Source organism: Flavobacterium sp. KH_035, from assembly GCF_057839565.1.
Genome location: NZ_CM174492.1, coordinates 4,936,621 through 4,961,970, shown reverse-complemented (window position 1 = coordinate 4,961,970; position 25,350 = coordinate 4,936,621). Strand labels below are relative to the sequence as shown.

26 protein-coding genes are annotated in these 25,350 nt (G+C 36.0%); 12 read left to right on the top strand and 14 right to left on the bottom strand.

The annotated features are described in order from the left end of the window. The first annotated feature begins 257 nt into the window (after positions 1–257). The 8 genes from AC3IS6_RS20055 (at position 258) to moaA (ending at position 6,549) form a co-directional block, all read left to right on the top strand. Positions 258–1,430: a molybdopterin molybdotransferase MoeA gene (locus tag AC3IS6_RS20055; protein WP_489161966.1), complete on the top strand. Its 1,173-nt coding sequence runs from the start codon at positions 258–260 to the stop codon at positions 1,428–1,430. Positions 1,431–1,591: 161 nt separating this feature from the next. After that, positions 1,592–2,338, top strand: coding sequence for a sulfite exporter TauE/SafE family protein (locus AC3IS6_RS20050; protein ID WP_489161964.1), 747 nt, complete (start codon positions 1,592–1,594; stop codon positions 2,336–2,338). Positions 2,339–2,447: 109 nt separating this feature from the next. Then, positions 2,448–3,020 (top strand): molybdenum cofactor guanylyltransferase, encoded by a 573-nt coding sequence (locus AC3IS6_RS20045; protein ID WP_489161962.1) that lies wholly within the window; start codon positions 2,448–2,450, stop codon positions 3,018–3,020. A 6-nt stretch (positions 3,021–3,026) separates the two neighbouring features. After that, entirely contained in the window at positions 3,027–3,815 is a 789-nt protein-coding gene (cobA, locus tag AC3IS6_RS20040; RefSeq protein WP_489161960.1) for a uroporphyrinogen-III C-methyltransferase, read from the top strand. A 2-nt stretch (positions 3,816–3,817) separates the two neighbouring features. Beyond that, entirely contained in the window at positions 3,818–4,054 is a 237-nt protein-coding gene (locus AC3IS6_RS20035) for a MoaD/ThiS family protein (RefSeq protein WP_489161958.1), read from the top strand. A gap of 145 nt (positions 4,055–4,199) precedes the next feature. Continuing rightward, a complete protein-coding gene (locus AC3IS6_RS20030; protein ID WP_489161956.1) occupies positions 4,200–4,631 on the top strand; it encodes a molybdenum cofactor biosynthesis protein MoaE in 432 nt (143 codons plus the stop codon). A 9-nt stretch (positions 4,632–4,640) separates the two neighbouring features. After that, positions 4,641–5,555: a bifunctional molybdenum cofactor biosynthesis protein MoaC/MoaB gene (gene moaCB, locus AC3IS6_RS20025; RefSeq protein ID WP_489161954.1), complete on the top strand. Its 915-nt coding sequence runs from the start codon at positions 4,641–4,643 to the stop codon at positions 5,553–5,555. Further along, positions 5,542–6,549, top strand: a complete 1,008-nt coding sequence (gene moaA / locus AC3IS6_RS20020) for a GTP 3',8-cyclase MoaA (protein WP_489161952.1) — start codon at positions 5,542–5,544, stop codon at positions 6,547–6,549. Before moaCB ends, moaA begins: the two co-directional genes overlap by 14 nt. A gap of 124 nt (positions 6,550–6,673) precedes the next feature. Here moaA and AC3IS6_RS20015 read toward each other — a convergent pair whose 3' ends face one another. The 5 genes from AC3IS6_RS20015 to AC3IS6_RS19995 form a co-directional block, all read right to left on the bottom strand. Continuing rightward, positions 6,674–7,336 (bottom strand): hypothetical protein, encoded by a 663-nt coding sequence (locus tag AC3IS6_RS20015; protein WP_489161950.1) that lies wholly within the window; start codon positions 7,334–7,336, stop codon positions 6,674–6,676. Between the two features lie 401 nt (positions 7,337–7,737). Next, positions 7,738–8,361: a class I SAM-dependent methyltransferase gene (locus AC3IS6_RS20010; RefSeq protein WP_489161948.1), complete on the bottom strand. Its 624-nt coding sequence runs from the start codon at positions 8,359–8,361 to the stop codon at positions 7,738–7,740. Positions 8,362–8,364: 3 nt separating this feature from the next. Beyond that, positions 8,365–9,078, bottom strand: coding sequence for an exonuclease/endonuclease/phosphatase family protein (locus AC3IS6_RS20005; protein WP_489161946.1), 714 nt, complete (start codon positions 9,076–9,078; stop codon positions 8,365–8,367). A gap of 426 nt (positions 9,079–9,504) precedes the next feature. Beyond that, positions 9,505–10,164, bottom strand: coding sequence for a response regulator (locus AC3IS6_RS20000; protein ID WP_489161944.1), 660 nt, complete (start codon positions 10,162–10,164; stop codon positions 9,505–9,507). Between the two features lie 127 nt (positions 10,165–10,291). Further along, positions 10,292–10,876: a DUF4202 domain-containing protein gene (locus tag AC3IS6_RS19995; protein WP_489161942.1), complete on the bottom strand. Its 585-nt coding sequence runs from the start codon at positions 10,874–10,876 to the stop codon at positions 10,292–10,294. Positions 10,877–11,144: 268 nt separating this feature from the next. Between AC3IS6_RS19995 and AC3IS6_RS19990 the strand changes: the two genes are divergently transcribed. Beyond that, a complete protein-coding gene (locus AC3IS6_RS19990) occupies positions 11,145–11,909 on the top strand; it encodes an META domain-containing protein (protein ID WP_489161940.1) in 765 nt (254 codons plus the stop codon). A gap of 165 nt (positions 11,910–12,074) precedes the next feature. Here AC3IS6_RS19990 and AC3IS6_RS19985 read toward each other — a convergent pair whose 3' ends face one another. Further along, positions 12,075–13,355, bottom strand: coding sequence for a DUF2130 domain-containing protein (locus AC3IS6_RS19985; RefSeq protein WP_489161938.1), 1,281 nt, complete (start codon positions 13,353–13,355; stop codon positions 12,075–12,077). Between the two features lie 199 nt (positions 13,356–13,554). Here AC3IS6_RS19985 and AC3IS6_RS19980 point away from each other — a divergent pair, with 199 nt between their 5' ends. Together AC3IS6_RS19980 and AC3IS6_RS19975 are read left to right on the top strand one after the other, a co-directional pair. Beyond that, on the top strand, positions 13,555–14,262 hold the full coding sequence (locus AC3IS6_RS19980; RefSeq protein WP_489161937.1) for a class I SAM-dependent methyltransferase: 708 nt from the start codon (positions 13,555–13,557) through the stop codon (positions 14,260–14,262). A 275-nt stretch (positions 14,263–14,537) separates the two neighbouring features. Next, on the top strand, positions 14,538–18,221 hold the full coding sequence (locus tag AC3IS6_RS19975; RefSeq protein WP_489161935.1) for a PKD domain-containing protein: 3,684 nt from the start codon (positions 14,538–14,540) through the stop codon (positions 18,219–18,221). Between the two features lie 71 nt (positions 18,222–18,292). Here AC3IS6_RS19975 and AC3IS6_RS19970 read toward each other — a convergent pair whose 3' ends face one another. From AC3IS6_RS19970 to AC3IS6_RS19950, 5 genes are all read right to left on the bottom strand, one after another. Further along, positions 18,293–18,760: a DUF3291 domain-containing protein gene (locus tag AC3IS6_RS19970; protein WP_173967538.1), complete on the bottom strand. Its 468-nt coding sequence runs from the start codon at positions 18,758–18,760 to the stop codon at positions 18,293–18,295. A 97-nt stretch (positions 18,761–18,857) separates the two neighbouring features. Next, on the bottom strand, positions 18,858–19,838 hold the full coding sequence (locus AC3IS6_RS19965) for a zinc-dependent alcohol dehydrogenase family protein (RefSeq protein ID WP_489161933.1): 981 nt from the start codon (positions 19,836–19,838) through the stop codon (positions 18,858–18,860). 12 nt (positions 19,839–19,850) lie between these two features. After that, a complete protein-coding gene (locus AC3IS6_RS19960; RefSeq protein WP_489161931.1) occupies positions 19,851–20,129 on the bottom strand; it encodes a putative quinol monooxygenase in 279 nt (92 codons plus the stop codon). A gap of 2 nt (positions 20,130–20,131) precedes the next feature. Next, the gene (locus tag AC3IS6_RS19955; RefSeq protein WP_489161929.1) at positions 20,132–20,737 is read right to left on the bottom strand and encodes an NAD(P)H-dependent oxidoreductase; all 606 of its coding nucleotides are present in this window, start codon (positions 20,735–20,737) and stop codon (positions 20,132–20,134) included. Positions 20,738–20,843: 106 nt separating this feature from the next. Beyond that, entirely contained in the window at positions 20,844–21,830 is a 987-nt protein-coding gene (locus AC3IS6_RS19950; RefSeq protein ID WP_489161927.1) for an aldo/keto reductase, read from the bottom strand. A 120-nt stretch (positions 21,831–21,950) separates the two neighbouring features. On the opposite strand from AC3IS6_RS19950, the gene AC3IS6_RS19945 reads away from it, so the two are divergent. Beyond that, a complete protein-coding gene (locus AC3IS6_RS19945; protein WP_489161925.1) occupies positions 21,951–22,796 on the top strand; it encodes an AraC family transcriptional regulator in 846 nt (281 codons plus the stop codon). A gap of 748 nt (positions 22,797–23,544) precedes the next feature. Here the strand turns inward: AC3IS6_RS19945 and AC3IS6_RS19940 are convergent. The 3 genes from AC3IS6_RS19940 to AC3IS6_RS19930 all read right to left on the bottom strand — a co-directional run bounded on the left by AC3IS6_RS19940 (position 23,545) and on the right by AC3IS6_RS19930 (position 25,346). Then, entirely contained in the window at positions 23,545–24,018 is a 474-nt protein-coding gene (locus AC3IS6_RS19940; protein WP_489161923.1) for an RES family NAD+ phosphorylase, read from the bottom strand. After that, on the bottom strand, positions 24,019–24,519 hold the full coding sequence (locus tag AC3IS6_RS19935; protein WP_489161921.1) for an Xre family toxin-antitoxin system antitoxin: 501 nt from the start codon (positions 24,517–24,519) through the stop codon (positions 24,019–24,021). It abuts the gene before it with no gap. Between the two features lie 65 nt (positions 24,520–24,584). Continuing rightward, the gene (locus AC3IS6_RS19930) at positions 24,585–25,346 is read right to left on the bottom strand and encodes a C40 family peptidase (protein WP_489161919.1); all 762 of its coding nucleotides are present in this window, start codon (positions 25,344–25,346) and stop codon (positions 24,585–24,587) included. Positions 25,347–25,350: the final 4 nt, after the last annotated feature.

Sequence of the window (25,350 nt, the reverse complement as noted above, 5' to 3'; positions counted from 1 at the left end):
ATTGATTAAAGTACTGTGAATTAGTTGTTTGTGTGTTCAGTTGTGCGTAATTTTATAGGTTGTATGGTCGTCCGAAAGGAAATTTCTAGAATAAAGGAACCAAAACCTCTGATCCTAAAAAGCTATTTGATTTTTTAGGGGAGTAATCCAAAGAATTAAGCTAAATTTATATTCTTAAAAAAGTGATAAGAGAGACTTGTGAGAAGTAAAAATTTATGTTTTTACAAAAAGTGTTTTTTGCTTAAAAAACAACCGTTATGATTAAAGTTGAAGAAGCATTACAAAGAATTGAAGCGAACTGTGTCAAAATGCCCACGAAGCAAATAGCGATAGGCAAAGCATTGGGTTATGTTTTGGCCGATAAGGTGATTTCGCCAATTGATATGCCGCCGTTTCGACAATCGGCGATGGATGGTTATGCTTTTATTCAAAGTATAAAACATCAATACGATATCATAAGTACTTCTCAGGCTGGCGATCATTCAAATTTGAAATTAAAAGCAAATGAAACAGTCCGTATTTTTACAGGTGCTTTTGTACCTGATGATGCAGATACGGTAGTAATGCAGGAACATGTCATCGCAAATAAAGATTCTATTTTGATTGCGGTCATGCCTTCAAAAGGTACAAATGTTCGCTTAAAAGGAGAACAAATTGCAAAAGATAATGTTGTTTTTGAAGCAGGGACTTTAATAACTCCTGCGGCAATTGGTTTTTTAGCCAGCTTAGGAATCACAGAAATTGAAGTGTACAAAAAACCGAAAGTGGCCATTTTAGTGACAGGAAATGAATTAGTAAAACCTGGTGAAAAGCTAAAAAAGGGAAAAATTTACGAAAGTAATTCCGTTATGCTTCAGGCCGCTCTTGAAACGACAGGAATAAACAAAACAAAAGTCTATCGCGTAAAAGACGATCTGAAAGCTACAAAAAAGTCATTAAAAGAGATTTTAAAAAAGTATGACATTGTTTTAGTTTCAGGCGGAATCTCTGTTGGAGATTATGATTTTGTCAAAGAAGCTTTATTACACAATGATGTAAATGAACATTTTTATAAAATCAATCAAAAACCGGGAAAACCTATGTTTTTTGGGTCAAAAAATGGAACCTTAGTTTTTGCTTTACCCGGAAATCCGGCTTCATCACTGACCAATTTTTATATCTATGTTTATCCGGCCATCAGAAACAGAATTGGGCATTCTGAAATTCACAGGACAAAAATAGTCAGAACGCTAAATTCGGATGTTAAAAACGATACAGGCAAAACATTATTCTTAAAGGCAAGATACGACGAAACAAATGTCACCGTACTGGACGGACAAAGCTCCGCAATGCTCAATACATTTGCCGTTGCCAACGGTTTGCTAATTGTTCCCGAGGACGTTGAAGCCTATGAAAAAGGGACTTTAGTAACTATATTACCGATAGATTAGAGGAGTTTTAGATTGCAGATTTTAGATTTTAGATTGTAGAACAAAGATGCAAGAACCAAGAGAATCGGTATATAAATAAAACGATATTGAGGAGCAAACCTGAAACCTAAAACTTGAAACAAATAAACAGTTAAACAAATAAACGATTAAACCATTACAGAATGATCCTATTAAGTTCCGAAAACCTATTACTATTTAGTTTTGCATTAATTGTTATTGCATTTTTATATTCTAGTGTGGGACATGGAGGTGCATCGGGATATTTGGCTTTGATGACCATTTTTGCTTTTCCGGTGGTGGTGATGAAACCTTCGGCTTTGTTGTTGAACTTGTTTGTATCAAGTATTTCGTTTTTCTTTTATTATCGAAAGAATTATTTCAAGTCAAAATTGTTTTATCCATTTGCAATAGCGTCAATTCCGGCAGCATTTATAGGCGGGTTTGTCACATTAGATAATACGATTTATAAAGCAGTTTTAGGAGTAGTCTTGGTTTTTGCAGCGTTAAGGTTGTTTGGGGTTTTTAATTTTAAAGAAAAAGAGGCTGTTAAAATCAACCTGCCATTTGCATTAACAATTGGTTTTGCAATCGGATTATTATCCGGAATGTTGGGAATAGGGGGAGGTATAATTTTAAGTCCTATTCTATTGTTTTTGGGATGGGCGTCTGTAAAAGAATCGGCGGCCATTTCGAGTTTATTCATATTTGTGAATTCTTTTGCGGGAATGTTAGGTTTTTTTATGGGCGGAAAAACAATCCCTGTCGAAAGTTTTTATTTAGTTCCGATTGCAGTTGTAGGAGGAGTATTGGGAGGATTTTATGGAAGTGGTTATTTCTCAAACAAAACCCTGAAAATAGTTTTAGGAACCGTAATTTTAATGGCAAGTGTCAAATTGATTTTTCCTTAATAATGGAATAATAAAAAGATAGTAGGAATGTAATGGCTATCCTTTAAAGTTAAACTTTCTCTCATTTCAACCTGAAACCAAGAAAACCTGAAACAAAACACTAAAAACAATGGAAACACTAACAGCATTTATTCTTTGTGGAGGAAAAAGTTCCCGGATGCAGTCAGAGAAAGGATTGGTTTTGTTTCGGGGAAAGCCATTTATAGAGCACATCATCAGTGCGATTTTGCCTATTACGGCAGAAATAAGTTTGGTTACTGCATCAAAAGAGTATGATTATCTCCCTTATCAAAAAATACCCGATGTTATTGCAGACAAAGGGCCGTTAGGAGGGATTTATACTGCTTTACTACATTCCGAAACCGAATTTAACCTGATTCTGAGCTGTGATATTCCGTTAATTTCAACAGAATTATTACAGGAGTTACTCTCAAAACATACGGAAGAAGCCGGAATTACCGTTTTTGCTTCGGAAAGCCGAATGCACCCACTAATAGGAATTTATTCCAAAAAGATGATCCCTTTTATTAAAAAGGCTATTGATTCGAATGCACTAAAAATGATGGATTTGCTGGAAGGAATGCCACATCAGATTATTAATCTGGATGAAAGTGAGATCATTCCTTTAACCAATATTAATTCGGCTGACGAATTAAATGATTTGAATGCCAATTTAAGTTAAAAGATTATGCAAAGCTTAAAAATACCAAAACTAACGATTGTAGGTGCAGGACCGGGTGATGCTGAACTGATTACGATGAAAGCTATAAAGGTTTTAAAGCAGGCCGATGTGGTTTTGTATGACGCTTTGGTCAATGAAGAATTGTTGGATTATGCATCAAATGCCGAAATTGTTTTTGTTGGAAAACGACTGGGCTGCCATGCATACACGCAGGATCAGATCAACGAACTGATCGTGTCAATGGCAAAGCGCCACGGACATGTGGTTCGCTTGAAAGGAGGCGATCCGTTTGTTTTTGGAAGAGGAAGTGAAGAGATTGAATTTGCAGAACATTTTGGAATCGAAACGGCAATTGTTCCCGGAATTTCATCTGCTTTGGGAGTTCCTGCCTCGGTCGGAATAAGCGTTACACAGCGCAAAGTAGCCGAAAGCTTTTGGGTCATTACAGGAACAACCTCAGATCATAAGCTATCCAAGGATATTCATTTGGCTTCTAAATCGGATGCAACCGTAATTATTTTGATGGGAATGCATAAATTAGAGGAGATAATTTCTATTTATCAGCAGAATAGAACCGACAATCTTCCCATTGCCATTATTCAAAACGGAACGAAAAAAACAGAACAAAAAGTGATTGGAACTATTGGTTCAATTGCTAAATTGGTTTCTGAAAAAAATATAACATCGCCGGCTATTATTGTCATTGGTGAAGTAGTGAAAAATACTTCAAGCTGGATTTCTTATTTTCAGGAACATTTTGAAGATGAGTTTATTTTTCAGAATTTAAATTTATAAAAATGATTGAGATTAAATATTTTGGAGCTGTTGCCGAAAGAACCCAATGTGAACTTGAAAAAGTACCTTTTTCTGAAGTGTCACTGCAGGAATTATTGCGTGATTTAGACCAGAAATACCAATTTGATTCGCTTGTTTTCAGCGTAGCAGTAAATCAAAAAATAGTTTCAAAAACGGTGGACTGTACTTTGCAGATGAATGATGTGGTTGCTTTATTGCCGCCATTTGCAGGAGGATAATCAAAAAGTAGAGCGCCTGTAAAGAAGTGAAAAAACATACAGATTTATTGGCAACTAATTCACAAGTTTTTTTGAATTAGAAAAATTCGTGAATTCATGGCCAAAGAAAAATCTTTTTAATCTGTGGCAAAAAAAAATAGAAGTAATGAGTAAAAATGTATTTGTAGAAGGGCCAATTAGTCCTGAATTTATAGCCGAGTCGATCGCAAAACACCAATCCAAACACACGATTGGTGCGCATAATATTTTTTTAGGACAAGTTCGTGCCGATGTGATTCACGACAATACTGTTGTAGCTATCGATTATTCGGCTTACACCGATATGGCCAATGAAGCTTTGTATGCCATTCGCGAAAGAGCGTTTGCTAAGTTTGATTTGACCTGTATGCACATTTACCACAGTTTGGGTATTGTAAAAGCGGGCGAAATTTGTTTGTTTGTCTTTGTTTCAGCAACGCGACGCAAACAAGTTTATGAAGCAACAGAAGCTATCGTAAACTGGGTTAAAACCGATGTGCCCATCTTTGGTAAAGAAATGTTTGAAAACGATACATTCACTTGGAAACAGAATTCCTAATAAGACACAATGGTAGATATTACGCATAAAATAAGCACCTTAAGAAAAGCAACCGCCACTGCAATTGTAAAAGTAAGTAAACAAGAAACGATTAATGCTGTGACCAATAACTTAGTGCCAAAAGGAAACGTACTCGAAATGGCAAAAACGGCGGGATTGTTTGCGGTTAAAAATACCCATTTATCGATTCCCGATTGTCATCCGATTCCGATTGAATTTACTTCAGTTGAATATAAGATCGAGGGTCTGGAGATTCAGATCATCTTTACGGTAAAAACCGTATATAAAACCGGTGTTGAGGTAGAGGCGATGCATGGAGCATCAATCGTAGCCCTTACCATGTATGATATGCTGAAACCGATTGATAAAGAAATCGAAATTTCGACCATAAAATTGATTCAGAAAGAAGGTGGGAAATCGTCTTTTAAAAATAAATTCCCGAATGCAATAAAAGCGGCAGTTTTTGTTTGTTCCGATTCTATTTTTGCGGGTGATAAAGAAGATCGTTCGGGAAAAGTTATAGTCGAAAAATTAAACTCCTATGGTGTTGAGACGCCGCATTATGAAATTATTCCTGACGAACTTGATATTATTCAGGAAAGAACAAAAACGTTTGCTAAAGAACATCAATTGGTGATTTTTACGGGTGGTACAGGTTTGTCTCCGCGAGATGTTACACCGGAAGCTTTATCTCCAATTTTAGAAAGCAGAATTCCTGGGATTGAAGAAGCGATTCGGGACTATGGACAGCAGAGAATGCCCTATGCGATGTTGTCCAGGAGCGTAGCCGGAACCTTGGGTAAGAGTTTAGTTTTGGCTTTGCCGGGTTCGACAAACGGAGCAAGAGAGTCTATGGATGCGGTTTTTCCGCATGTTATGCATATTTTTCATGTTTTAAAAGGAAAAAATCATGACAGCCTCTAACACTATTTTGACGGATGGTTTTGGACGCAGACACAATTATCTGCGCATTTCGCTGCTGGAAAAATGCAATCTGCGTTGTACGTATTGCATGCCGGCTGACGGTATCGCACTTTCTCCAAAAGCCAGTTTAATGACTGCCGATGAGATTTTTGGTATTGCCCGGATTTTCGTGCAACAGGGTGTTGATAAAATACGATTAACAGGCGGTGAACCGCTTTTGCGAAAAGATTTTCCAGAAATCATTTCAAAACTGGCTGCTCTCGATATTTCGGTTTCGATGACTACAAACGGAATTTTGATCGACCGCCATATTGAGGCTTTAAAGCAGTTTAATATTAAAAAGATCAACTTAAGTCTGGATACCCTGGTTGCGTCGAAATTTCATTCGATAACACTTAGAAATCAGTTTGACAAAGTTGTCGATAATCTGCATTTACTTTTGAATCATGATTTTCAGGTAAAAGTAAATGTCGTTTTGATGAAAGGTTTTAATGATAACGAAATTGTTGATTTTGTCAAACTAACTCGGTTTTTACCTATTTCGGTTCGATTTATTGAGTTTATGCCTTTTGCAGGGAACGAGTGGGACAGGAGCAGGATGGTTTCGCAAATGGAGATTCTTTCTTGGGTAGGAAATGGTTTTTCAAAACAGGAAATTATAAAACTCAAAGACGAAGCAAACTTCACGGCGAGAACCTATAAAATAAAAGACTTTCAGGGAGATTTCGGAATTATAAGTTCAATTACAAATCCGTTTTGTGACAGCTGTAACCGAATTCGCTTAACCGCCGATGGAAAAATAAAAAATTGTTTTTTCTCTAATTCAGAAATAGATCTTTTAACTCCTTTTAGAAAAGCTGAGCCGATAACGGATCTCATTTCAGCTGCTGTTCAAAGTAAGAAGAAAGTTCGTGCCGGAATGGTAACGATTGATGAAATGAATGATCCTGCAAAACATTTTGATAACCGCAGCATGATTGCAATTGGTGGTTAGGAGGCTAAAAAACTCAACACAAAGGGTTGTTAATTTTTCCTTTCTTCAAAATGATAATAGAAGTGTAGGTATAGTAAGATAAAAAAAAGGTTCAACTTTTATAAAGTCAAACCTTTCTTATGTATTATTTTTTCTTCTTTTTGGCTTTTGCTTTTTTCTGAGCTTTTGCTTTCTTTTTTGCAATTTTTTTAGCTTTAGCTTTGTCTTTCGCTTTTTTAGCTTTTTCTTTTTTCTTAGCTGCAGCTTTTAGTTTTGCTTTTTTAGCTTTTTCTTTCTTTTTATCATTTTTAGCTTTCTCTTTTTTCTTAGCCAGTTTCTTTTTGGCTTTGTCTTTCTCTTTGTCTTTCAATTTTTTGGCTTTTTTAGCAGCTTTATCTTTTTTATTTTCTTCGATTTCAGCTGTCTGGTTAGTATTTTCTTCTTTTGATTTAGCAACAGGTGTTTGAGTAACGGCTTTTTCTACTGGTTTAGCAGCAGGTGTTACTACTTTTTTTACCGGTGCTTTTGCTACCGCCGGTTTCGGTGTTGTTGTAGTCGCTGCAGCTGTTTTTACAACAGCCTTGGCAGGTGCTTTTGCTGTAGTTGTTGCGGCTTTGGTAACAGAAGCTGCAGGAGCTTTAGGGGTTACCGGTTTTGCTGCTGTTGTTTTAGCAGGTGCTGCTTTACGAACTGGTGCTTTCTTAACAGGAGTATTGGCTGGTTTTACGTTTTCTGTAGCTGGTTGAACAGCTTCGGGTTTTACAGAATCGATTTTTTCCGGGGTACTTTCTTCGGGTTTGTTTTCCATATAAATGTGCTTTTAGGTAAGGTTATCGTTATCAATGTAACTAAATTGTTAACTCATAGTTAAGTAAAGATAATTATAAAACATGGTATTCAATGTTAAGTTTTCTTATAAAAAATAATATTAAGTGTTTGAAAGTGAATTGTTTGGTTTTTTAGCTGAAATATAAAGCCGAAATCTCTTAACAATTCTACATGGAAAATGGGAGAAATATGGGGATGTAAACTGTGGGCTGTAAGCAGTAAATAGTGAGATGTTTATTATAAACTGTAAACTGTAAACTGTGAATTATAAACTGTAAATTTTCAGTTGTGATCGGAGATAGCTGAACACAATTGTTTGAGGGCAAGGAGGTGCGGTGTAGAGACGCATTGCAGCGTCTCTACAAATGTTTGTAAAACGAATTACTTTTTCTTTCCGATAAATCGGATTACGGAACCTTTTCCGTTGTGGAAAAGACCTTCATTGAGTTCGATTTCTTTTTCTTCCAGTGTGCTGATCTCATAATCGGGAAAGTCAGATTGAATTTCTTCGATTGAAAACAAAGAAGCAATATCTTTTGGTCCGCCAACTTTATCGTTTATAGCTAGATATTCCAAGTGTTTTTTGCTGAATGCTTCAAAAAGAATATAGCCTCCTTTGCGCAAATACTGATCCAGTGTTTTGTGTATTGCCGATTTAATTTCTGCCGGAAAGTGTGCATAAATTAAAGCAATGGCATCAAATTGTCCCGGCTGATAGTTTAAAGTTTCTAATTCTCCAACCTGATAGTCGATGATAACATTTTGAGACTGGGCCAGTTTAAGAGCTTTGTTTTTACCTTCTGAACTAATATCGAATGCTGAAACTTTCCAGCCTAATTTAGCAGCAAAAACAGCATTCCGGCCTTCGCCTTCAGCGGGGAAAAGAATTGTTCCGATGTCTAGTTTTTCTAATGTTTCTTTTAAATAATTGTTGGGCGCGGTGCCATAGGCAAATTCTTCGGTGCTGTAACGGTCGTTCCACCGTTCGGTCCAGGAGTTGTTCATGATTTATATATTGAAATTAATGATTAAAGGTTTATGATCGCTCAGCATCGTCCAGTCCTGATAAGTGCCAACTTCGACAGTATCTAAAACGGCTATAAAGTCTTGCGAGGCGAAGCAGTAATCCAAATGATAGGGTTTGTTTTCATGCCGGTAAAGATATAAAGTAGGATGCTCTTCTTTGCCCTGTTCCTGATTGAAATAGGTATGATAGGTGCTGAAAATCTTTTTTTCGCTCAGTTTATTTACAACGGTGGTATGGTTTCCTTCCCTTCGGGGTTTGTCCCAAATCGTGTTGCTGTTAAAATCTCCAATCAAAATGGTTTTTTGTTCCTTGATCAGATCGGCATAGTAATTAATCGCCTTCCAAACCTGAGTTACATATTGGCCGTCTTTGTCCTGTGGATTATTGGCCCAGATGGCAAACAACGTAAAATCGATGTCTCCGCCGGAAACCGCTATTGGCAAAATGTTTTTGAATAAAGGATTGTGACAGTCTAACAATTGAAACTTATAATTGCTGTAGGAGAAAACGGCAAGTCCTTTGTGTGGGTTGGTTCCGTACCAAAGTAGGTCATTTGGCAATTTTGCATCGGTTTGGAATTTTAAATTTTCAGGATTTTCACATTCAGAAATTACGGCAATATCGGCATTATAAGCGTCAAGAAAGCCTGCTTTTTTTCGAAATGCCATATTACAATTCCATGCTATAATTTTCATAAGCTGATTTTCCTGTCTGAGAAAAGACCCTCTCAAATATACCAATTTATAAGGTGTTATCGAAGGGCTTAGATCGTAAAAAATTACTGTTAGGAAAATAGAAAATAAAATACCCTGGAGAGTGCAACCCGTTTTTTGCTTTTTAAACCCCTGAATCTAATTTGTAAAAAAAAATGACTTAACACATAGAAACATAGATTTTTAGGGACTAAAAAAGAATGTGTAAGAGAAACGTATTCCTCTCACATAGTATACTCTGTGTTTTATTAAAAGTAAAACGCCTAAATTTCAACCAGAAAATCTATGTTTCTATGTGTTAAAATGAAAATGAGCACATTTTAATAAAAAGTAAGTAGTACAACTTTGCTTCGTTAAAAAGGATTAAAACGTAGTTTTTGGAAGCAGTTACGTAATTGTACGTAATTTTTATAACAAAGAATACTCGCTTGCTTTGTTTGAAAGCTCCATCAGGTTTTTTACTTTTAGTTTTTTCATTAAGTTAAAACGATGGACTTCGGCAGTACGCTTACTGATTTTAAGAGTTTCGCCAATTTCCTTATTTCCTTTTCCGGATAATAAAAGAGACAGAATTTCTTTTTCTCTCTTAGTAATCGTGATTTCTTCGGCTAAAGCTTGTTTAGGCCCTAATGAAACAGTACAATGCACAAAGTGATGAATTAAAATTCCTGAAACATCACCGCTGTAATATTTTCCTCCATTTAAAACTGTATGTAAGGCTTTTAAAAATTCTTCTTTGCTGGAATCTTTTAGTAAATACCCTTCGGCACCTGCTTTCAATGCACCTAATACGTATTCTTCAGATTCATGAGTGGTGAGTATAATAATCTTAACCTTATTATTTTCACTTCTAAGTTTTTCGACTACTTCAATACCAGTTAAATGCGGCATACGTATGTCTAGTATAAGTAAGTCTGGCTCACTTACAGCAACAGCTTCGAGTGTATCGATTCCATCTGTAGCTTCGCCTACAACTTCTATGTTTACTTCGTTTTCCAACAAAGATTTTATTCCATCCCTTACAAAAACATGATTATCCGCGAGGACTACCCGAATCGTTTTACTCATTATTTATTTAATTGTTACTTCAAGATCCTACGTATATTGATCTAAATTGACTACGCAAATATACGTAATATGAATGAAGAATTACGCAGAAGATACCGAAAGGAATTTTCCTTAATTTAAAATTAAGTTAAAGACCTAAAGAGGCTTTTATCAGATTTAAATTTTCTTCAGTATAACTAATCTTCAAGGCTTCCTCATGTCCTTTGTTTGACATTTTATCCCAGGTTTTTTTTATGATATTTTTGAGTTTCTCCTCATCGTGTTTGTGCACAAACGGATCAAGGTAATATTCTAAAAAAACCAAACAAATTACATCTTCAAGCAGTTGCGTTTCGGCGTCTTTTTTAAGCAGTTTTTTTTCAATCAAAAATGAAACACGGTCGATAAATTCTGGGGCATATCCTACTTTCGTTAAAATTCCTGCAGTGGTTTTTGCGTGGAATTTTTTAAGCTCTTCTCTCCATTTTAAATAACCTACACGATCCATTGGGTAAGATTCGCGTGCCACTTTCCATCGGCAAATGTGCTGTGCTTTCGAAGCAATCTGAATTTCTTCTGAAGCTTTAGGTTCAAATTGCATCAATCTTTTATACATCCTGTCGGAATACAGTAATTCTTTCGGATACTCTATATTTTGATAGATTTCGATATTCGGATCCTGAGCGTTCTCAACATCAATCAATTGGCTGGCTTTTTGAAAAGGTGTGTTCATTTTTTTAGTAAAAGAATAGATTTCAAAGATACTGAAATTAGTTATTACGTGAATTTTTTCGATAATGAGAAGTATAGATTTGTTTTACTGCATTCTTTCTAAGCGGTTGGAGTTGGCAGTATTTTTTAGTTTTTAGATTTTTTTTGTAATTGTGTTATTTTTCTTAAATTTAACAATAGGTTCTACTTAAAAAAATCATAAAAAACAGGCAGTAGTGATTCTTGGCTCGGTTTTTTCTAGTGTGGAGTCATAATAAAAATTTAATTATATGAAAAAAGTATTTTTACTATGCGCCCTAATGTCTGTGATCTTAAGTTGTAAGTCGGTTGCAGTTAAAAAAACAAACACAAAAGAAACAACTTCTAAAACAACTTCGGAAGAAGAGGACCTAAGTGTTTATTTTGAAGCTACTGGAAATGAACCCTTTTGGGGATTAAAATTTGGAAAAGATAAAATTGTTTTTACTTCGTTGATCGAAGGAATGGAATCCATTAGTTTTAAATCTGTTGAACCTATCAGAGCAATGGATGCCAATGTAAAGATGTATAAAGTAAACAATGGAAAAACTTCAGCTACCATTACCGTTCAGCAATTTGAATGTACGGATTCAATGTCGGGAACTGTTTCACCTTATACCGTTAAGGTAGAGATAAATGGTAAGACTTTAAACGGCTGCGGCAAATACATTACGGATTATCGTTTGCATGATATCTGGGTTTTAGAGGAGTTAAATGGGAAAAAAGTGACTATTGCCGATTTTCAAAAAGAAATGCCAAGAATTGAAATTAACGCAGCGGAGAATAAATTCATGGGATTTGGAGGCTGTAATTCTATTGGGGGAACTATTTTCTTTGAAAAAGGATTGTTGAGATTCTCTGATGTAGCTTCAACTATGATGGCTTGCTTGCCGAGTAATAAAGAAGGCGAGTTTGTAAAGGCATTACAAAGTACGACTACCTATTCAATTGGAGATCTAAGATTGATATTGTCTAATCCTAATGGAAAACTATTAGTGTTTAGAAAGGTAGATTAAATCCCGTCTTATAAAAAAATATAAAATTTGCCATTCCGATTGCGATGGATCTCTCGAGTTTAATGTTGTAAAAAAGCAACATTGCTTAGAAGAATTCGTTGATTGGAATGGCAAATTGTATTTAAATAAAAATTGAAAGGGGTAAAAAAGATACAGCTTGTGTAATTATTCCAGCTCCTTTATTTTTTGTTCTTCGTCGTCTTCGACAAAATCAAGTTCTAAAGCTCTTACTGTCTGAACAGCATTTCCGGCAATACCGCGAATCGAACCGTACATTCCCAAAGTATTGTGAACTACTTTTTCAATCTGCTTTTCACGTTGTTTCCAAATACGCTGCATGGCTCTTTTTTCGGAGTCCAGATCACTTTGCATCTGTGTGAAGCCCTCGACAATTCCTTCTACTTGTAAGCGAAATTCATTGCTGGTTAAAAAATCATACAACATCGACATTTTATCGCCTTTGTTTTCCTGAGCCTGAACAGCCTGGCTAACCTGTATTAAAGATTGTCGTAAGACAGCACTTAAACCTTTAAATTCTTCATAAGTACAAATCCAGATTCCGTCGCGCATTCCCATGCGGTCCATTCCGGCCGGCATAACTTCAGTCACTAAAACCCCAATATTGGCTCTTTTGGTTCTAATATCGTTTTTGAACTTTTCAATCCAGGCGGGCTGAAAAGCTTTAGTACGTTTACTTTCGTAATAAATAGAACCGCAATTTTGTACTTCCCGGGTATTGACAACCTGAAGACAATCCGCTCCGTTGGCCCCTTTTTTTATTTCGTCGATTGTGTCTAACGGGAAATTACTGGCCAGCCATTCTTCGATCGCCAGTTCCATCACTTCTCCCTGCAATTGCATAGAACCTTGTTCCTGTTTGCGTTTCATTTCTTCAATCAGCTTTTTCTGATCGTCAGACTGTTTTTGGTATTCTTTTATTTTTAACTCGTTTTTTTCCTCTTCCTGTTTTCTGATCTTATCGCGTTCTAAAACTAAAGTTGCGTTAAGCTGTTTTTGAGCTTCGGCTTCGATGGCTTCCTTCATTTCGAGTTTTTCGCGCTGGAGTTTGGCAATTTCGCCCTCCATTTTATTAAGCTCACGCAGTTTTTCCGATTTCTCTGAAAGTTCTTTTTCCATCAGCTGTAAACGGTCTTTATTTTCTTCTTCGAGTTTGGTTTTTAATTTTTGAGTAATCTCTTTTTCGGCAACTTTTCTTTCTCGATCCAGTCGTTCGGCAAAAAGTTCATTCTCCTGTTTCTTTTTGGCTTCAAATTCAGCTTTTGCTTTTTCAAACTGCTCGTTCTTAAGTTCCATTTCTTTGGATTGAGCGTTAGCTTTTTGTTGAAATTCTTTACGGATACTATCTTCCAATTGATGCTTCAAAACATCATTTACATCGATTGGGGTGCCGCAATTTGGACACTGGATTGAAGATTGCTCAGCCATTTTTGTTGGTTTTATTTTGTAGAATTATAATTTGCTAAGGTATTTAAAAGTTCTCTTTTTATTATTGGGATTCTTGTTATAAATTGTAATGTTTTTTTAGCCACGAATTCATATCGATTTTAGCAATAAAAATTCGTGAATTCGTAGCCAAAAAAATATAACTAATAAACCCGTCTTATTCGGGAACAACAAAAAAACTATGAAAAAATCAACCATTGAAGAAATCAGAGAGCGTTTTGATAAGGATGTCGAACGATTTTCAAATTTAGAAACCGGACAGGTAGCGACTATCGATGCCACTATTTCGCTGGAATTAATTACCGAAGCCGCCAAAAGGATTGTTCCAGCTGCGGTGAATGTTTTGGATATAGGCTGTGGTGCCGGAAATTATACTTTAAAAATGCTTTCGAAAGTGCCGAATTTAAATTGCACTCTGGTCGATTTGAGTTTGCCGATGCTGGACAGGGCCTTTGAAAGAGTTTCAAAAGAAACAAATGGAACAGTAGAGGTACAACAAGGCGATATCAGAGAAGTCGCTTTGGCAGAAAACCATTTTGATATTATTTTGGCAGGAGCAGTTTTGCATCATTTGAGGGACGATCAGGATTGGGAAACTACTTTTGCTAAAATTTTTAAGTTATTAAAACCCGGCGGCTGTTTTTTTATTTCAGATTTAATTACTCAGGATACCGAAGTTTTAAATAGGTATACCTGGCAACGTTATGGTGATTATCTGGAAGGAATTGGAGGAGCCGAATACCGACAAAAAGTATTGGATTATGTGGAGAAAGAAGATACGCCAAGATCTATGAATTACCAATTGGATTTGATGAAAAAAGTTGGTTTTACAAAAGTGGAGATTTTACACAAAAACATGTGTTTTGGAGCTTTTGGAGGAATAAAGTAAGTAAGATAGGAGGATTTGAAAATATTTTTTAAGAAAAGCTGTCGGTAAGGGGCAGTTTTTTGTTTTTCAGAATATATAGCAACAATAAAAACCAGATAACATACAATTATTTTACAATAAGATAATATCTTTTTATTAGAGGTTAATTGAATATTTTTATAAAAAAACCGTCAAATATAAAATTATAATAAATTAATTATTTATAAAGTTTAAGTTTTTAACAAATTTTGCGACAATTTTATATTTGAAATAACAACTAACAAAAAACTATTATTTTGAAAAAAAACTACCTTATTGCTGCAGTTTTTCTGCTTCAATGTTGCATTTCCTTTGGGCAAAACCAAAATCCAATTGGCTGCGGAACCCAGTTATCTCAAAAGGAAGAAAACGCATTTCAAAAATCGCTTTCAAAAATTAAAACCTGGAAAAAAGGAAATACAAAGAAAACAGCTACCGTTCCTTATGTTATTCCGGTCGTGTTTCACATTTTGGCCGATGGAACAAATATCAATAATGCTTTTACCAAAGAGCAGATGAAATGTAGAATTGACGATGCATTGCTAACAGTTAACAAAGATTTTAATGGTTTGTTTCCCGGATATACTATGACTGATCCTCGTTTTGACGCTGTTAAAAGTAAAATGAACATTCAGTTTGTTTTAGCTACTGTTGATCCCGAGGGAAATCCTTTAGAAATTCCAGGTCTGGATTGGCATCCCGAAGCACACGTTGCAGACGGTTATGATGCTAGAATTTATGACTATATATGGTACGGTAAAAACAACAGGTATTATCTTGATGTTTTGGTGGTTGATGAACCCAATACAGGACAGGGAGCTACTGGTTCAGGACATGCTTTTTTGCCTATTCAGGATGCAATACCGCGTGTGGCTTTCAACCACAGATATATAGGCAGTACTTGCGGATCACATGCGAGTGCTACTTTTGCAAAGGTAATGACACATGAGTTTGGCCATTATTTTGGTCTAAAACACACCTTCCAGGACGATTGTGATCCAGTTAATGACGGGATGGCCGATACTCCTCCAACCAAAGTTGCGGAAGGCTGTACCAGAAATGTGTTAAACAGCTGTGGAGTGTATGCCAACACCGAAAATCACATGGATTATAATACCGAATGTCAGAATATGTACACCCGTGATCAGACCAATGCAATGACCTATTGGTTAGAAGATAAGACCGTTGCTAAATATCCGAGAGGATTATTGTGGGAGCCGGCTAATCTTGGCGCAGTTGGGGTTATTGAGACGGCTCCGTTGGCTGATTTTAACAGTAGTACAACTGCAGTTTGTTCCGGAAAAGCAATAACGTTTAAGGATACTTCTTTGGGATTGCCTAATTCAAGAGTCTGGACTTTTGAAGGAGGAACTCCCGCAACCTCTACAGCAGTAAATCCGATAGTTACTTATAATACATCAGGAAAATACAAAGTAACTTTAGAGGTAACCAATTCGCTGGGAACAAATACAAAAGACATACAGAATTTCATTGAAGTAGATCAGAAATTAAATGCCAATTTAACGGAGAGTTTTACGGGAGCTTTTCCTCCAAGAGGATGGGAAGTTACAAACCCGGACAAAGGTCTTGGCTGGGAAAAACGTAAAGGTGTGGGCCACAATGACAGTTCGTGTATGATTATGAACAATGCCGATAACTCAATGATAGGTGCTTTGGATTATATCAGATTGCCTTATTTTGATTTTACGGCAGGACAAAACAGTCAAATGTATTTTGATGTTGCTTATACTAAGTTTGATGATGTAAGCCCTGATGTTTTAAAAGTACAGGTTTCGACAGATTGCGGACTTACCTGGAATGATGTTTATTCGAAAACGCATACGGTTTTACAAACTACAGCTGTTCCTACAGCTCAGTCCAATAATTGGATACCAGTTACAGATGCCAATTGGCGAAAAGAAGTAGTCGATCTTAATGCATATATCGGGAACGACAATGTTTCTATTCGTTTTGTAAACGTGTCGGGCTATGGAACGCGAGTTTGGATTGATAATGTAAATGTTGCTGTTACACAGGCTGCCACTCCGGTCTCTGATTTTGCATCCAGCATGAGAGATACGCGCTGTACAAGTCTTACGGCTCCATTTGTAGATGTTTCAACAGGAAATCCAACGTCATGGAACTGGTCGTTTCCGGGAGGAACGCCTTCAAGTTCTACAGATCAGAATCCAACAGTAATCTATGATGTACCGGGATCTTATGCCGTAACACTGGCTACTAAAAACGCCAATGGTAGCGGAACAATAATGACTAAAAATAATTTTATAACCATTGTTGATCCTTATAAAACTTCTTTTGCCGAAGGTTTTGAAGGTTCTTTTCCTCCTGTAGACTGGGAAATTATTAATCCGGACAACAAATTAGCCTGGGAGCAACGCATCGGAGTTGGGCATAATTCTTCCTCTTGTATGGTTATGAATAATGCTGACAACGATAAAGTGGACGAGGTAGACGAAATTATTCTGAAACCGACTGATTTGTCAGTTGGAGTGACCGATTTTTCATTTGATGTAGCTTACGCTAAATTTGATGCCGTGAGCCCGGACGTTCTGGAAGTTCTCGTTTCAAAAGATTGCGGACTTACCTGGGAAAGTATTTATAAAAAGACTCATACTGAATTGGAAACATTTGTGAGTGCCGATGCCAATAATTGGATTCCAACTTTAGATTCACATTGGAGAACTGAAAGAGTGATCTTGTCTAAGTTTAAAGGAGAATCGAATGTTTTATTTAAATTCAAAAATACTTCTGGATATGGTGCAAGAATATGGATAGATAATTTGAAATTCAATTTTGATAGTAAAGAAACTCCGTTTTCCGAATTTACAGTGGAGAACGAAAGATTGTGCAGCGATCTTCCAATTGCTTTTAATGATAGCTCAACCGGAGAACCTACAGCTTGGGCATGGTCATTTCCGGGAGGTACACCATCATCTTCGACAAGCAAAGTACCTACTGTGGTTTATAATAGCCCGGGAACTTACAATGTGACTTTAACGGCTTCTAATGCTTATGGAGCAGGAACTGCTATAACAAAAACCGGAGTAGTGGTTGTGAAAAGCAAAAATACTCTTCCGTTTGCGGAAAATTTTGAGGGAAGTTTTCCTGTTCAGGATTGGGAAATAATTAATCCTGACAAAGATGCCATTGCATGGGAAAAACGTTCGGATGTTGGTAAAGGTGATTTGTCTTGTTTGGTAATCAATAATGCCGATAATCCAACAGCTAAAATCGATGAGCTTATTTTAAAAGCAGTTGATTTTTCTTCTGCATCTACACCCTATTTGTATTTTGATCTGGCTTACACACAGTATTTAAGCGTGTATGATCCGGCACCCGCTCCCGATAAGATTGATATCTTGGTATCTTCAGATTGCGGTGTGACATGGATAAATGTATATTCTAAAAATCAAATACAGTTGCAAACGGTTTCCCCTCCAATTCAGGACGACCCGGCAACAACCGGAGCGAATGAAACTAATGATTGGACTCCAACCAAAGATTCTGACTGGAGAGCCGAAAAGATTGATTTAAGCATTGTAAAACAACAGAAAAATGTTTTGATTAAGTTTAAAAACACTTCAGGTTTTGGAACCAGAATTTGGTTTGATAATTTTAAAATCGATAACGGACCTAATTTAACAGTAACAAAACCAAGAGAAGTAGACAATCTGAAAGGGGTTCAGGTATATCCAAATCCGTCCAGTAATGTTTTTCATGTGGTAACACCATCTAATGCGGACAATTATACGGTTACCGTTCATAGCGCAGAAGGAAAAATGATTTATACCGAAACTTTTGCCGGAGGAAATAACACCGAAAAAACGATTAATTTGTCGGGAAAAACAAGAGGAGTATATTTTCTTAATGTAACTTCTTCAGCTAAGAAGACTTTCACTCAGAAAATCATAAAGCAGTAGTTTAGTTTAATATGAAAAGACAGAGACTGTGTCCTTTTGGGATACAGTCTCTTTTTTATTTAATGGTTTTACTAGGAAATATTTTTGAATTGTGGTGCCGGAAACTTGTTTCGAAGATCAAACACTAATTCCGAAACTCCATTTTGCTGCAAATAATCTAATTTTTCTACCGCTTCTTCAAGAGTTGGAACATGGCCTTTAGGAATCCACCACATTGCTGTATGTGCTTTACCATATTTAAAAAACCATTCTTTTCGACGTTTTAGAAAATCGCTGTGAAAAGTCTTGTACATATAATGCTCTAAAGTTTCAACATTCTCCCAAACGGAGATATTAATAAGAACCTGCTCATCATTATACGGATTAGGATTTGTCGTATTATAACTCTCATCTTTCAACCTCCACACAAAGCCATCACTGTTTTCGGCCAAAGTATTCACAAGATCTATATTTTCTTTAAACTCTTTCATGATAGGATCGTTTATGTCAATACCTTTCATTTTGGCAATATTAATTTCGGCTAAATGGTACTCGCTCATAAAATTGTAAAGTTTTGAATAAGAGGCAAGTTAACTTTTTTGCCGAAATTAATTTTGTAAGTAAATTAATATCACAAAAAAGAGTAAAATTTTGAAATTAAACGATATCCACTACAATTTTTCCGACAGCCGAACCATCACTAACCGCTTTATGAGCCTCTATCGCATTATCTAATGTGAATTTTCGGGGATCAATAATAGGTTTTAATTTTCCTTCTTCGATAAATTTTGCAGCTTCTTTCAGGATGTCTCCATGATGTTTTCTGCCTTCACCGCTAATCATTGGATGCAAAACAAAGACACCGTGTAAACTGGCAGATCGAAGCGATCCCGTAGCTAAATTGTGCGTTCCAAAAGCATAACAACTGGCAATCTGACCATAATGGCGAATGGCTTTAAAAGAATCGTCTAAGGACGCTCCGCCTACGGTATCATAAATAATATCAAAACCTTTTCCAGATGTAAATTGCTCGACATAATCTTCAACAGTTGCTGTTCTGTAATCAATTGGAGTTGCTCCAAAGGCTTCTGCAATAGCAGCCTTTTCAGGTGAAACAGTTGCATAAACATCGGCACCAAAAATGCGGGCCAACTGTACAACCATATGTCCAACACCTCCGGCTCCTGCATGAACCAAAACCTGATCACCTTTTTTTACTTTTGCCCTGTCAATTAGGCCTTCCCAAGCTGTTAACAATACAAGCGGAACGGCTGCGGCCTCTTTCATGCTTAAGTTCGTAGGTTTTAAAGCCAGTAAGGAAGCATCAACAGCAGTATATTCGGCTAAAGTTCCCTGAAGTCCCAGTACACCTCCGGCGAGTCCGTACACTTCATCACCAACTTTAAAATCAGTAACATCCTTTCCGATTGCTTCCACAACACCGGCAAGATCGGTTCCTAAAATGGCAGGTAAAACTGGCGATGCGTAAGGCGAAACCCCAATGCGAATTTTGTTATCAATCGGATTAACACCGCTTGCGTGAATTTTAATTAAAACTTCTCCTTTTTTAGGAGTAGGTATTTCTATTTCTGTACTGACAAAATCAGATTCGTAAGTATTTGTAAAAAGTGCTTTCATTGTTTCTTTAAATTATAAGATTTGTGCTGTTTTGTAAACCTGAATAGGTGAGGAGATTAAACTTTCGCTTTCTTTAATGAAATCCAGTAAATACAATTGATTGTTATGAATATCAAGTCCTGGCTGGTCTTTCCACTCTTCCCAAATAATAAAAACATTTTCGCTATGATGAAGATCATAACGTATGCAAGCTTCTTCTTTTCTGGTTTCTGTAACCAAATGATTTAGCATGTTTTTTATTTGCGCTGTATTTTCCGGTTTACTTTTTAAAATAGCGGTAATTGAGATCATAGTTATAAAGTTTTAAAGATTTGTTCTAAATGGTTGGTATAGTTAACCTTAAAGATACCAATATTTTCGGCTGTAGCACCTTTTTCGACATCATGAAAATGGAAACCGTCTAATTTCTCCATTCCTACAAATTTATTCATTTTATGGAAACCAAACATAACACCTTCGTCTACAGTTGTTTCTTCAAAAAATTCTCCTGGAAGGGTAAAAGCTGTTGCAGGAGCATTCCAGCTTGTGGTAAGCATATATTTTCGTCCGTGTAAAAGTCCGCCTGTACCGTAATTGATATCAGGATTTGTTCTCGTTCTGCCGTCGTTTTTGTAAATTCCTTTTTGATGTCCGGCAGTAAAAACGTCATCAATATATTTTTTAAAAAGATTCGGTAATTGAAACCACCAAACAGGTGTGTGATAAACGACTACATCTGCCCAAACGAATTTTTCGACTTCTTCGTCTAAATCGACTTCTTGTTTAATGTCGGTTGTTTTCACTTCAAATTGTTTACTGTTTGTTAAGTATTCTATTGTCCAGTCAGTAACGGTTTGATTGAATTTTCCACCTGAATGAGCAAAATTTTGCCCGCCGTTGATAATAAAAATTTGTTTCATACTATGAATTGCTCTTATGTGTTTGTGTAAGAGATAAGAGTGGTATCTCTTTGATATAATTTAATTTTTTATGCTTTTTTAAAAGAAGGTATAACTGCTCGGGTAACTATTTTAATTTTGAAATAGCCTGATCGATGAAATCTAGTTCAGAAAAAGATAAATCAAAATCCATTGTTTTAGCGTTTGAAATGGCTTGTTCTGCATTTCGGGCTCCGGCCAGAACAATTGTAATCCCTTTTTGTAAAGTCGTCCAGCGTAAAACCAATTGTGAAATAGAAATGTGTTTGGCATTGGCTAAAGAACTCAGTTCTTCTACCAAAGTTTTTACCTTCTGAAGATCAAACTGACCGAAATAACCATTTCGATGATCGTTGTCCTTTAATTTACCATCGGTGAAATATTTACCGGTCAATAAACCTCTTTCCATCGGACTGTAGGCAATAATTCCTATATTTTCAGCAAGCGTTAGTGGAACCAAATCAGTTTCAATACTACGATTTAACATACTAAATGGAACCTGATTGGAGGCCAATTGAATGGTTTTTTGTGCCTCCTGAACTTGCGATGCACTGTAATTACTTACACCGGCTGCTCTGATTTTTCCTTGTTGAATTAGGGTTTCAAGAGCTTCCATCGTTTCGTGAATAGGCGTTGAAGCATCCGGCCAATGAATTTGAAGTAAATCGATATAATCAGTTTGAAGACGTTTTAAGCTTTCCTCAACTTCTTTGATAATATTGTTTTTAGAAGCATATTTGTAAATAGGGATTTTTTTTCCATTGTCTTCAGCATCGAAAAAAAATTCGCCCTTGCCGTTAGTACTTCCGTCCCAAACCAGACCAAATTTTGTCAATAACTGTACTTTTGAACGATTTTGTGTTTTTAAAGCTTCACCAATCATTACTTCGCTTAAACCAAATCCGTAGAAAGGAGCAGTATCAATTGTAGTAACACCATGATCGATTGAAGCATGAACAGAAGCAATTGAATCTGCTTTATCGTTTCCGCCCCACATATTCCCGCCAATAGCAAATGCACCGTATGTAATCGTGGATAATTCTAGTTCAGTATTGCCTAATTTTCTATATTTCATAAGTGATGTTTTAGATCGTTTAAAATTGTTTAGCAAAATTATACCATTTTTAAGAGTGTTAAATGGTATATATTTGTGTTTTTTAGGTATATTTGCAGCCACTATATAATAACAACTATTATGAAAAAAGAAAATTTATACGAACCGTTTAGTGTTTCCTTTGAGACTTTAGATGAATACCCGGATGTAGGTGATCGTCATAATTTTTTTGAATTGGTTTATATTCTGAACGGAACCGGTTTGCAATGCATCAATAAAAATGTCTTTGAATACGATGCGGGACATATGTTTTTGTTGACCCCTGAGGATTGTCATAATTTTACCATTGAAACCAAAACAAAGTTTTTCTTTTTAAGGTTCAATGATATTTATTTAAAAAACTCAAGTCTACAAAACGAAAACATTCAGCGTTTAGAGTATATCCTACAAAATGCGAATCATCAGCCAGGCTGTATTTTAAAAAATGTCGCCGATAAATGTTTGGTGAAAGTTATGGTGGAGGCAATTATTAGGGAGTATGAAGATAAAGATGTGTATAATAAAGAATTAATTCAGCAATTGGTAAACACTTTGATTATCGTTGTAGCGAGAAATATCGCGAAGTATTTGCCCGAGCAAGTAAATATTGGCTGTGAGGCAAAAGCAATGGATATTTTGCAGTACATTCAAAACAACATTTATTATCCTGAAAGAATCAAAGCAGAATCGATTAGCGATTATTTCGGCATTTCAAATACTTATCTAGGACGTTATTTTAAAAAGCATGCCAACGAAACCATGCAGCAGTATATCAGCAATTATAAAACAAAGCTGATTGAACATCGCCTGCAGTTTAGTGATAAACGAATCAATGAGATTGCTTACGAATTTGGTTTTACCGATGAAAGTCACTTTAATAAATTCTTCAAAAAGCAAAAAGGAAATAGCCCTTCGGAGTTTAGGAGAACAATCAGGATCAGTGCCTAAACACGAATTACGTTAATTGTTACTATTTTTTTGCCACAGATTCGATGGATTAGAAAGATTTTAATCCGTGTGGATTCGTGAAATTGGTGTTTAAACACGGATTACACTAATTGTCACTAATTTTTTGCCACAGATTATAAAGATTAAGTGGATTTTTACTTCATGCTAATTCGTAAAATTGGTGTTTAAACACGGATTGCACTAATTGTCACTAATTTTTTGCCACAGATTATAAAGATTAAGTGGATTTTTACTTCGTGCTAATTCGTAAAATTGGCGTTTAAACACGGATTGCACTAATTGTCACTAATTTTTTGCCACAGATTATAAAGATTAAGTGGATTTTTACTTCGTGCTAATTCGTGAAATTGGTGTTTAAACACGGATTGCACTAATTGTCACTAATTTTTTGCCGCAGATTATAAAGATTAAGTGGATTTTTACTTCGTGCTAATTCGTAAAATTGGTGTTTAAACACGGATTGCACTAATTGTCACTAATTTTTTGCCACAGATTATAAAGATTAAGTGGATTTTTACTTCGTGCTAATTCGTGAAATTGGTGTTTAAACACGGATTGCACTAATTGTCACTAATTTTTTTGCCACAGATTAGATAGATTAGAAAGATTTTACTTCGTGCTAATTCGTGAAATTGGTGTTTAAACACGGATTACACTAATTGTCACTAATTTTTTGCCGCAGATTATAAAGATTAAGTGGATTTTTACTTCGTGCTAATTCGTGAAATTAGTGTTTGTTTTGAAATCTCGAATCAAAATTCATTCTGGTACTACTGATAACCTTGATCTTTTTACTGTCAGGATGGGTTGGATTTATTAAATAATTGAATTCCTGTGGTACGATACAACTGGGAACCTTTAAGATTGCAGCTTCATTGTAATCTATAAAATCATCACCGATCGTTTGTGTTATTACTATTGGAGGTTTCGAATTCCAGTCTTCCGGTAAGTCTTCTAAATTAACTTCCTGAATGGTAATGTCATCCGGGATTTCGATTTCGACATAAAAACGATCTAAAGGCAAATCTTCGCTTAAGTCTAAATGAACAGATACTTCAAGTGTTGCCAATGCTCTACTTTCGGCAGTATAAACCATGCGGGTGTTAAGACTGTTCCATCGGAAACCTTCAGACATTGAAGCTCCAATTCCTGCTAAAGTCGTGGTCAGGTATTTTTCTCTTTCGATTCTAAAAACCTTCATTTAAGCTAAGTTTCCAAACTCTAATCGATTCAAACTAAATTTCACTTCGTTAATTCCTGTTACGGTGTCCAGCATGTTTTCCGGAGTGCTTCCGCCGATAGATAAATTGGGTTTTTTGAGCCATCTTTGAAATTTTTCTTCTTCATTATTGAAAACTTCAAGGCCATAATCGATCAGCTCATTGATTAAAATAACCAATTCGCTGTCTCTGCTGTCTAAAAGCAAATGTTCGCTTTTTTTCTTGTTATAAGTAGTTTGAGGAATCCCTACAATGGCCAGAACAGATTTTACAGGATTGTTTAATCGCCTGCTAATAACTTCGATTGAATCATAAGGAATACCGGATCGGATGACTCCAACACGTTCCAGCTTGTTGCTCCAGCTATATTCTTTACCATCAGAACTTAAAGTAGATCTTTTAATGGAGATTACTTTTCCTGAGGCATTTCGAATACTTCTTTTAGTATCAAAAGGTTCTGTTTTCTGCGTTATTTTTTTCATGGCACAACAAATTTGCTATAAAGATACAATAATTTTGTTGTTTGTTTTGAAGTTTAGAGATAAAATTAGATTATCTTCTTGATCACGCGTAACTTATGAGTATGTTTGTTTATTTCGGGATTGTAGATTCCTAAGTGGTCTAAGCGATCAATACGAACTTTTCCACTGGCGTGAATGATGTAGTTATTGTCCATAATGATACCAACATGCGTAATATTTCCTTCTTCGTTATCAAAAAAGGCCAGATCACCGGGCTCACTTTCTTCGATAAAACTCAAAGGTTCTCCATCCAGGGCCTGTTGAGAGGCATCACGATGAATTTTGTAGCCGTTTAATTTGTAGACCATTTGGGTAAAACCGGAACAGTCAATTCCAAAAGGAGTTTTTCCTCCCCAAAGATAGGGAGCATTCAAATACATAAAAGCCGTACTTATAATAGCGCTCTTAGGTTTTATACCGCTGGTTTTGGTGCCTTCAAAATCAAAATTCGAAATGTTGATTTCATTATTGTTTAAAAAGGATAATGAAGCGCCAAGCGGAATTGGCAGTAGTAAATTATTCGAAGAAGTGATATAGTCAATCAAGTCGGCATTTAGAATAATTGCTTCACTGCTTAATTGCTTGAAATTTGCTTCAGAGATAACCTGGTATTGTTTTGAATCTACCCAGCCTTCATAGTCATCGTACTGAATTCTTATTCGGGCCCATTGATTTTGGCGTTCTAAAATCTCGATATGTTCGCCAAACAAGAGTTGAGTAACGATTTCACTTCTGTCACTTGGTTCAGCTCGTACGGGTACTATGGCTAGATTGCAAATTCCGAACATTTAG

What these genes read in the sequence shown, in the direction of transcription:
- AC3IS6_RS20050 (WP_489161964.1), top strand. Translation starts at nt 1,592, where the DNA reads ATGATCCTATTAAGTTCCGAAAACCTATTACTATTTAGTTTTGCATTA.
- AC3IS6_RS19950 (WP_489161927.1), bottom strand. Translation starts at nt 21,830, where the DNA reads ATGAAATATAGAAAATTAGGCAATACTGAACTAGAATTATCCACGATT.
- AC3IS6_RS19995 (WP_489161942.1), bottom strand. Translation starts at nt 10,876, where the DNA reads ATGAACACACCTTTTCAAAAAGCCAGCCAATTGATTGATGTTGAGAAC.
- AC3IS6_RS20005 (WP_489161946.1), bottom strand. Translation starts at nt 9,078, where the DNA reads ATGAAAATTATAGCATGGAATTGTAATATGGCATTTCGAAAAAAAGCA.
- AC3IS6_RS20015 (WP_489161950.1), bottom strand. Translation starts at nt 7,336, where the DNA reads ATGGAAAACAAACCCGAAGAAAGTACCCCGGAAAAAATCGATTCTGTA.
- AC3IS6_RS19965 (WP_489161933.1), bottom strand. Translation starts at nt 19,838, where the DNA reads ATGAAAGCACTTTTTACAAATACTTACGAATCTGATTTTGTCAGTACA.
- AC3IS6_RS20035 (WP_489161958.1), top strand. Translation starts at nt 3,818, where the DNA reads ATGATTGAGATTAAATATTTTGGAGCTGTTGCCGAAAGAACCCAATGT.
- AC3IS6_RS19945 (WP_489161925.1), top strand. Translation starts at nt 21,951, where the DNA reads ATGAAAAAAGAAAATTTATACGAACCGTTTAGTGTTTCCTTTGAGACT.
- AC3IS6_RS19985 (WP_489161938.1), bottom strand. Translation starts at nt 13,355, where the DNA reads ATGGCTGAGCAATCTTCAATCCAGTGTCCAAATTGCGGCACCCCAATC.
- AC3IS6_RS20030 (WP_489161956.1), top strand. Translation starts at nt 4,200, where the DNA reads ATGAGTAAAAATGTATTTGTAGAAGGGCCAATTAGTCCTGAATTTATA.
- AC3IS6_RS19940 (WP_489161923.1), bottom strand. Translation starts at nt 24,018, where the DNA reads ATGAAGGTTTTTAGAATCGAAAGAGAAAAATACCTGACCACGACTTTA.
- AC3IS6_RS20055 (WP_489161966.1), top strand. Translation starts at nt 258, where the DNA reads ATGATTAAAGTTGAAGAAGCATTACAAAGAATTGAAGCGAACTGTGTC.
- AC3IS6_RS19930 (WP_489161919.1), bottom strand. Translation starts at nt 25,346, where the DNA reads ATGTTCGGAATTTGCAATCTAGCCATAGTACCCGTACGAGCTGAACCA.
- AC3IS6_RS19990 (WP_489161940.1), top strand. Translation starts at nt 11,145, where the DNA reads ATGAAAAAAGTATTTTTACTATGCGCCCTAATGTCTGTGATCTTAAGT.
- moaA (WP_489161952.1), top strand. Translation starts at nt 5,542, where the DNA reads ATGACAGCCTCTAACACTATTTTGACGGATGGTTTTGGACGCAGACAC.
- AC3IS6_RS19980 (WP_489161937.1), top strand. Translation starts at nt 13,555, where the DNA reads ATGAAAAAATCAACCATTGAAGAAATCAGAGAGCGTTTTGATAAGGAT.
- AC3IS6_RS19955 (WP_489161929.1), bottom strand. Translation starts at nt 20,737, where the DNA reads ATGAAACAAATTTTTATTATCAACGGCGGGCAAAATTTTGCTCATTCA.
- AC3IS6_RS19970 (WP_173967538.1), bottom strand. Translation starts at nt 18,760, where the DNA reads ATGAGCGAGTACCATTTAGCCGAAATTAATATTGCCAAAATGAAAGGT.
- AC3IS6_RS19935 (WP_489161921.1), bottom strand. Translation starts at nt 24,519, where the DNA reads ATGAAAAAAATAACGCAGAAAACAGAACCTTTTGATACTAAAAGAAGT.
- AC3IS6_RS19960 (WP_489161931.1), bottom strand. Translation starts at nt 20,129, where the DNA reads ATGATCTCAATTACCGCTATTTTAAAAAGTAAACCGGAAAATACAGCG.
- cobA (WP_489161960.1), top strand. Translation starts at nt 3,027, where the DNA reads ATGCAAAGCTTAAAAATACCAAAACTAACGATTGTAGGTGCAGGACCG.
- AC3IS6_RS20010 (WP_489161948.1), bottom strand. Translation starts at nt 8,361, where the DNA reads ATGAACAACTCCTGGACCGAACGGTGGAACGACCGTTACAGCACCGAA.
- moaCB (WP_489161954.1), top strand. Translation starts at nt 4,641, where the DNA reads ATGGTAGATATTACGCATAAAATAAGCACCTTAAGAAAAGCAACCGCC.
- AC3IS6_RS20000 (WP_489161944.1), bottom strand. Translation starts at nt 10,164, where the DNA reads ATGAGTAAAACGATTCGGGTAGTCCTCGCGGATAATCATGTTTTTGTA.
- AC3IS6_RS20045 (WP_489161962.1), top strand. Translation starts at nt 2,448, where the DNA reads ATGGAAACACTAACAGCATTTATTCTTTGTGGAGGAAAAAGTTCCCGG.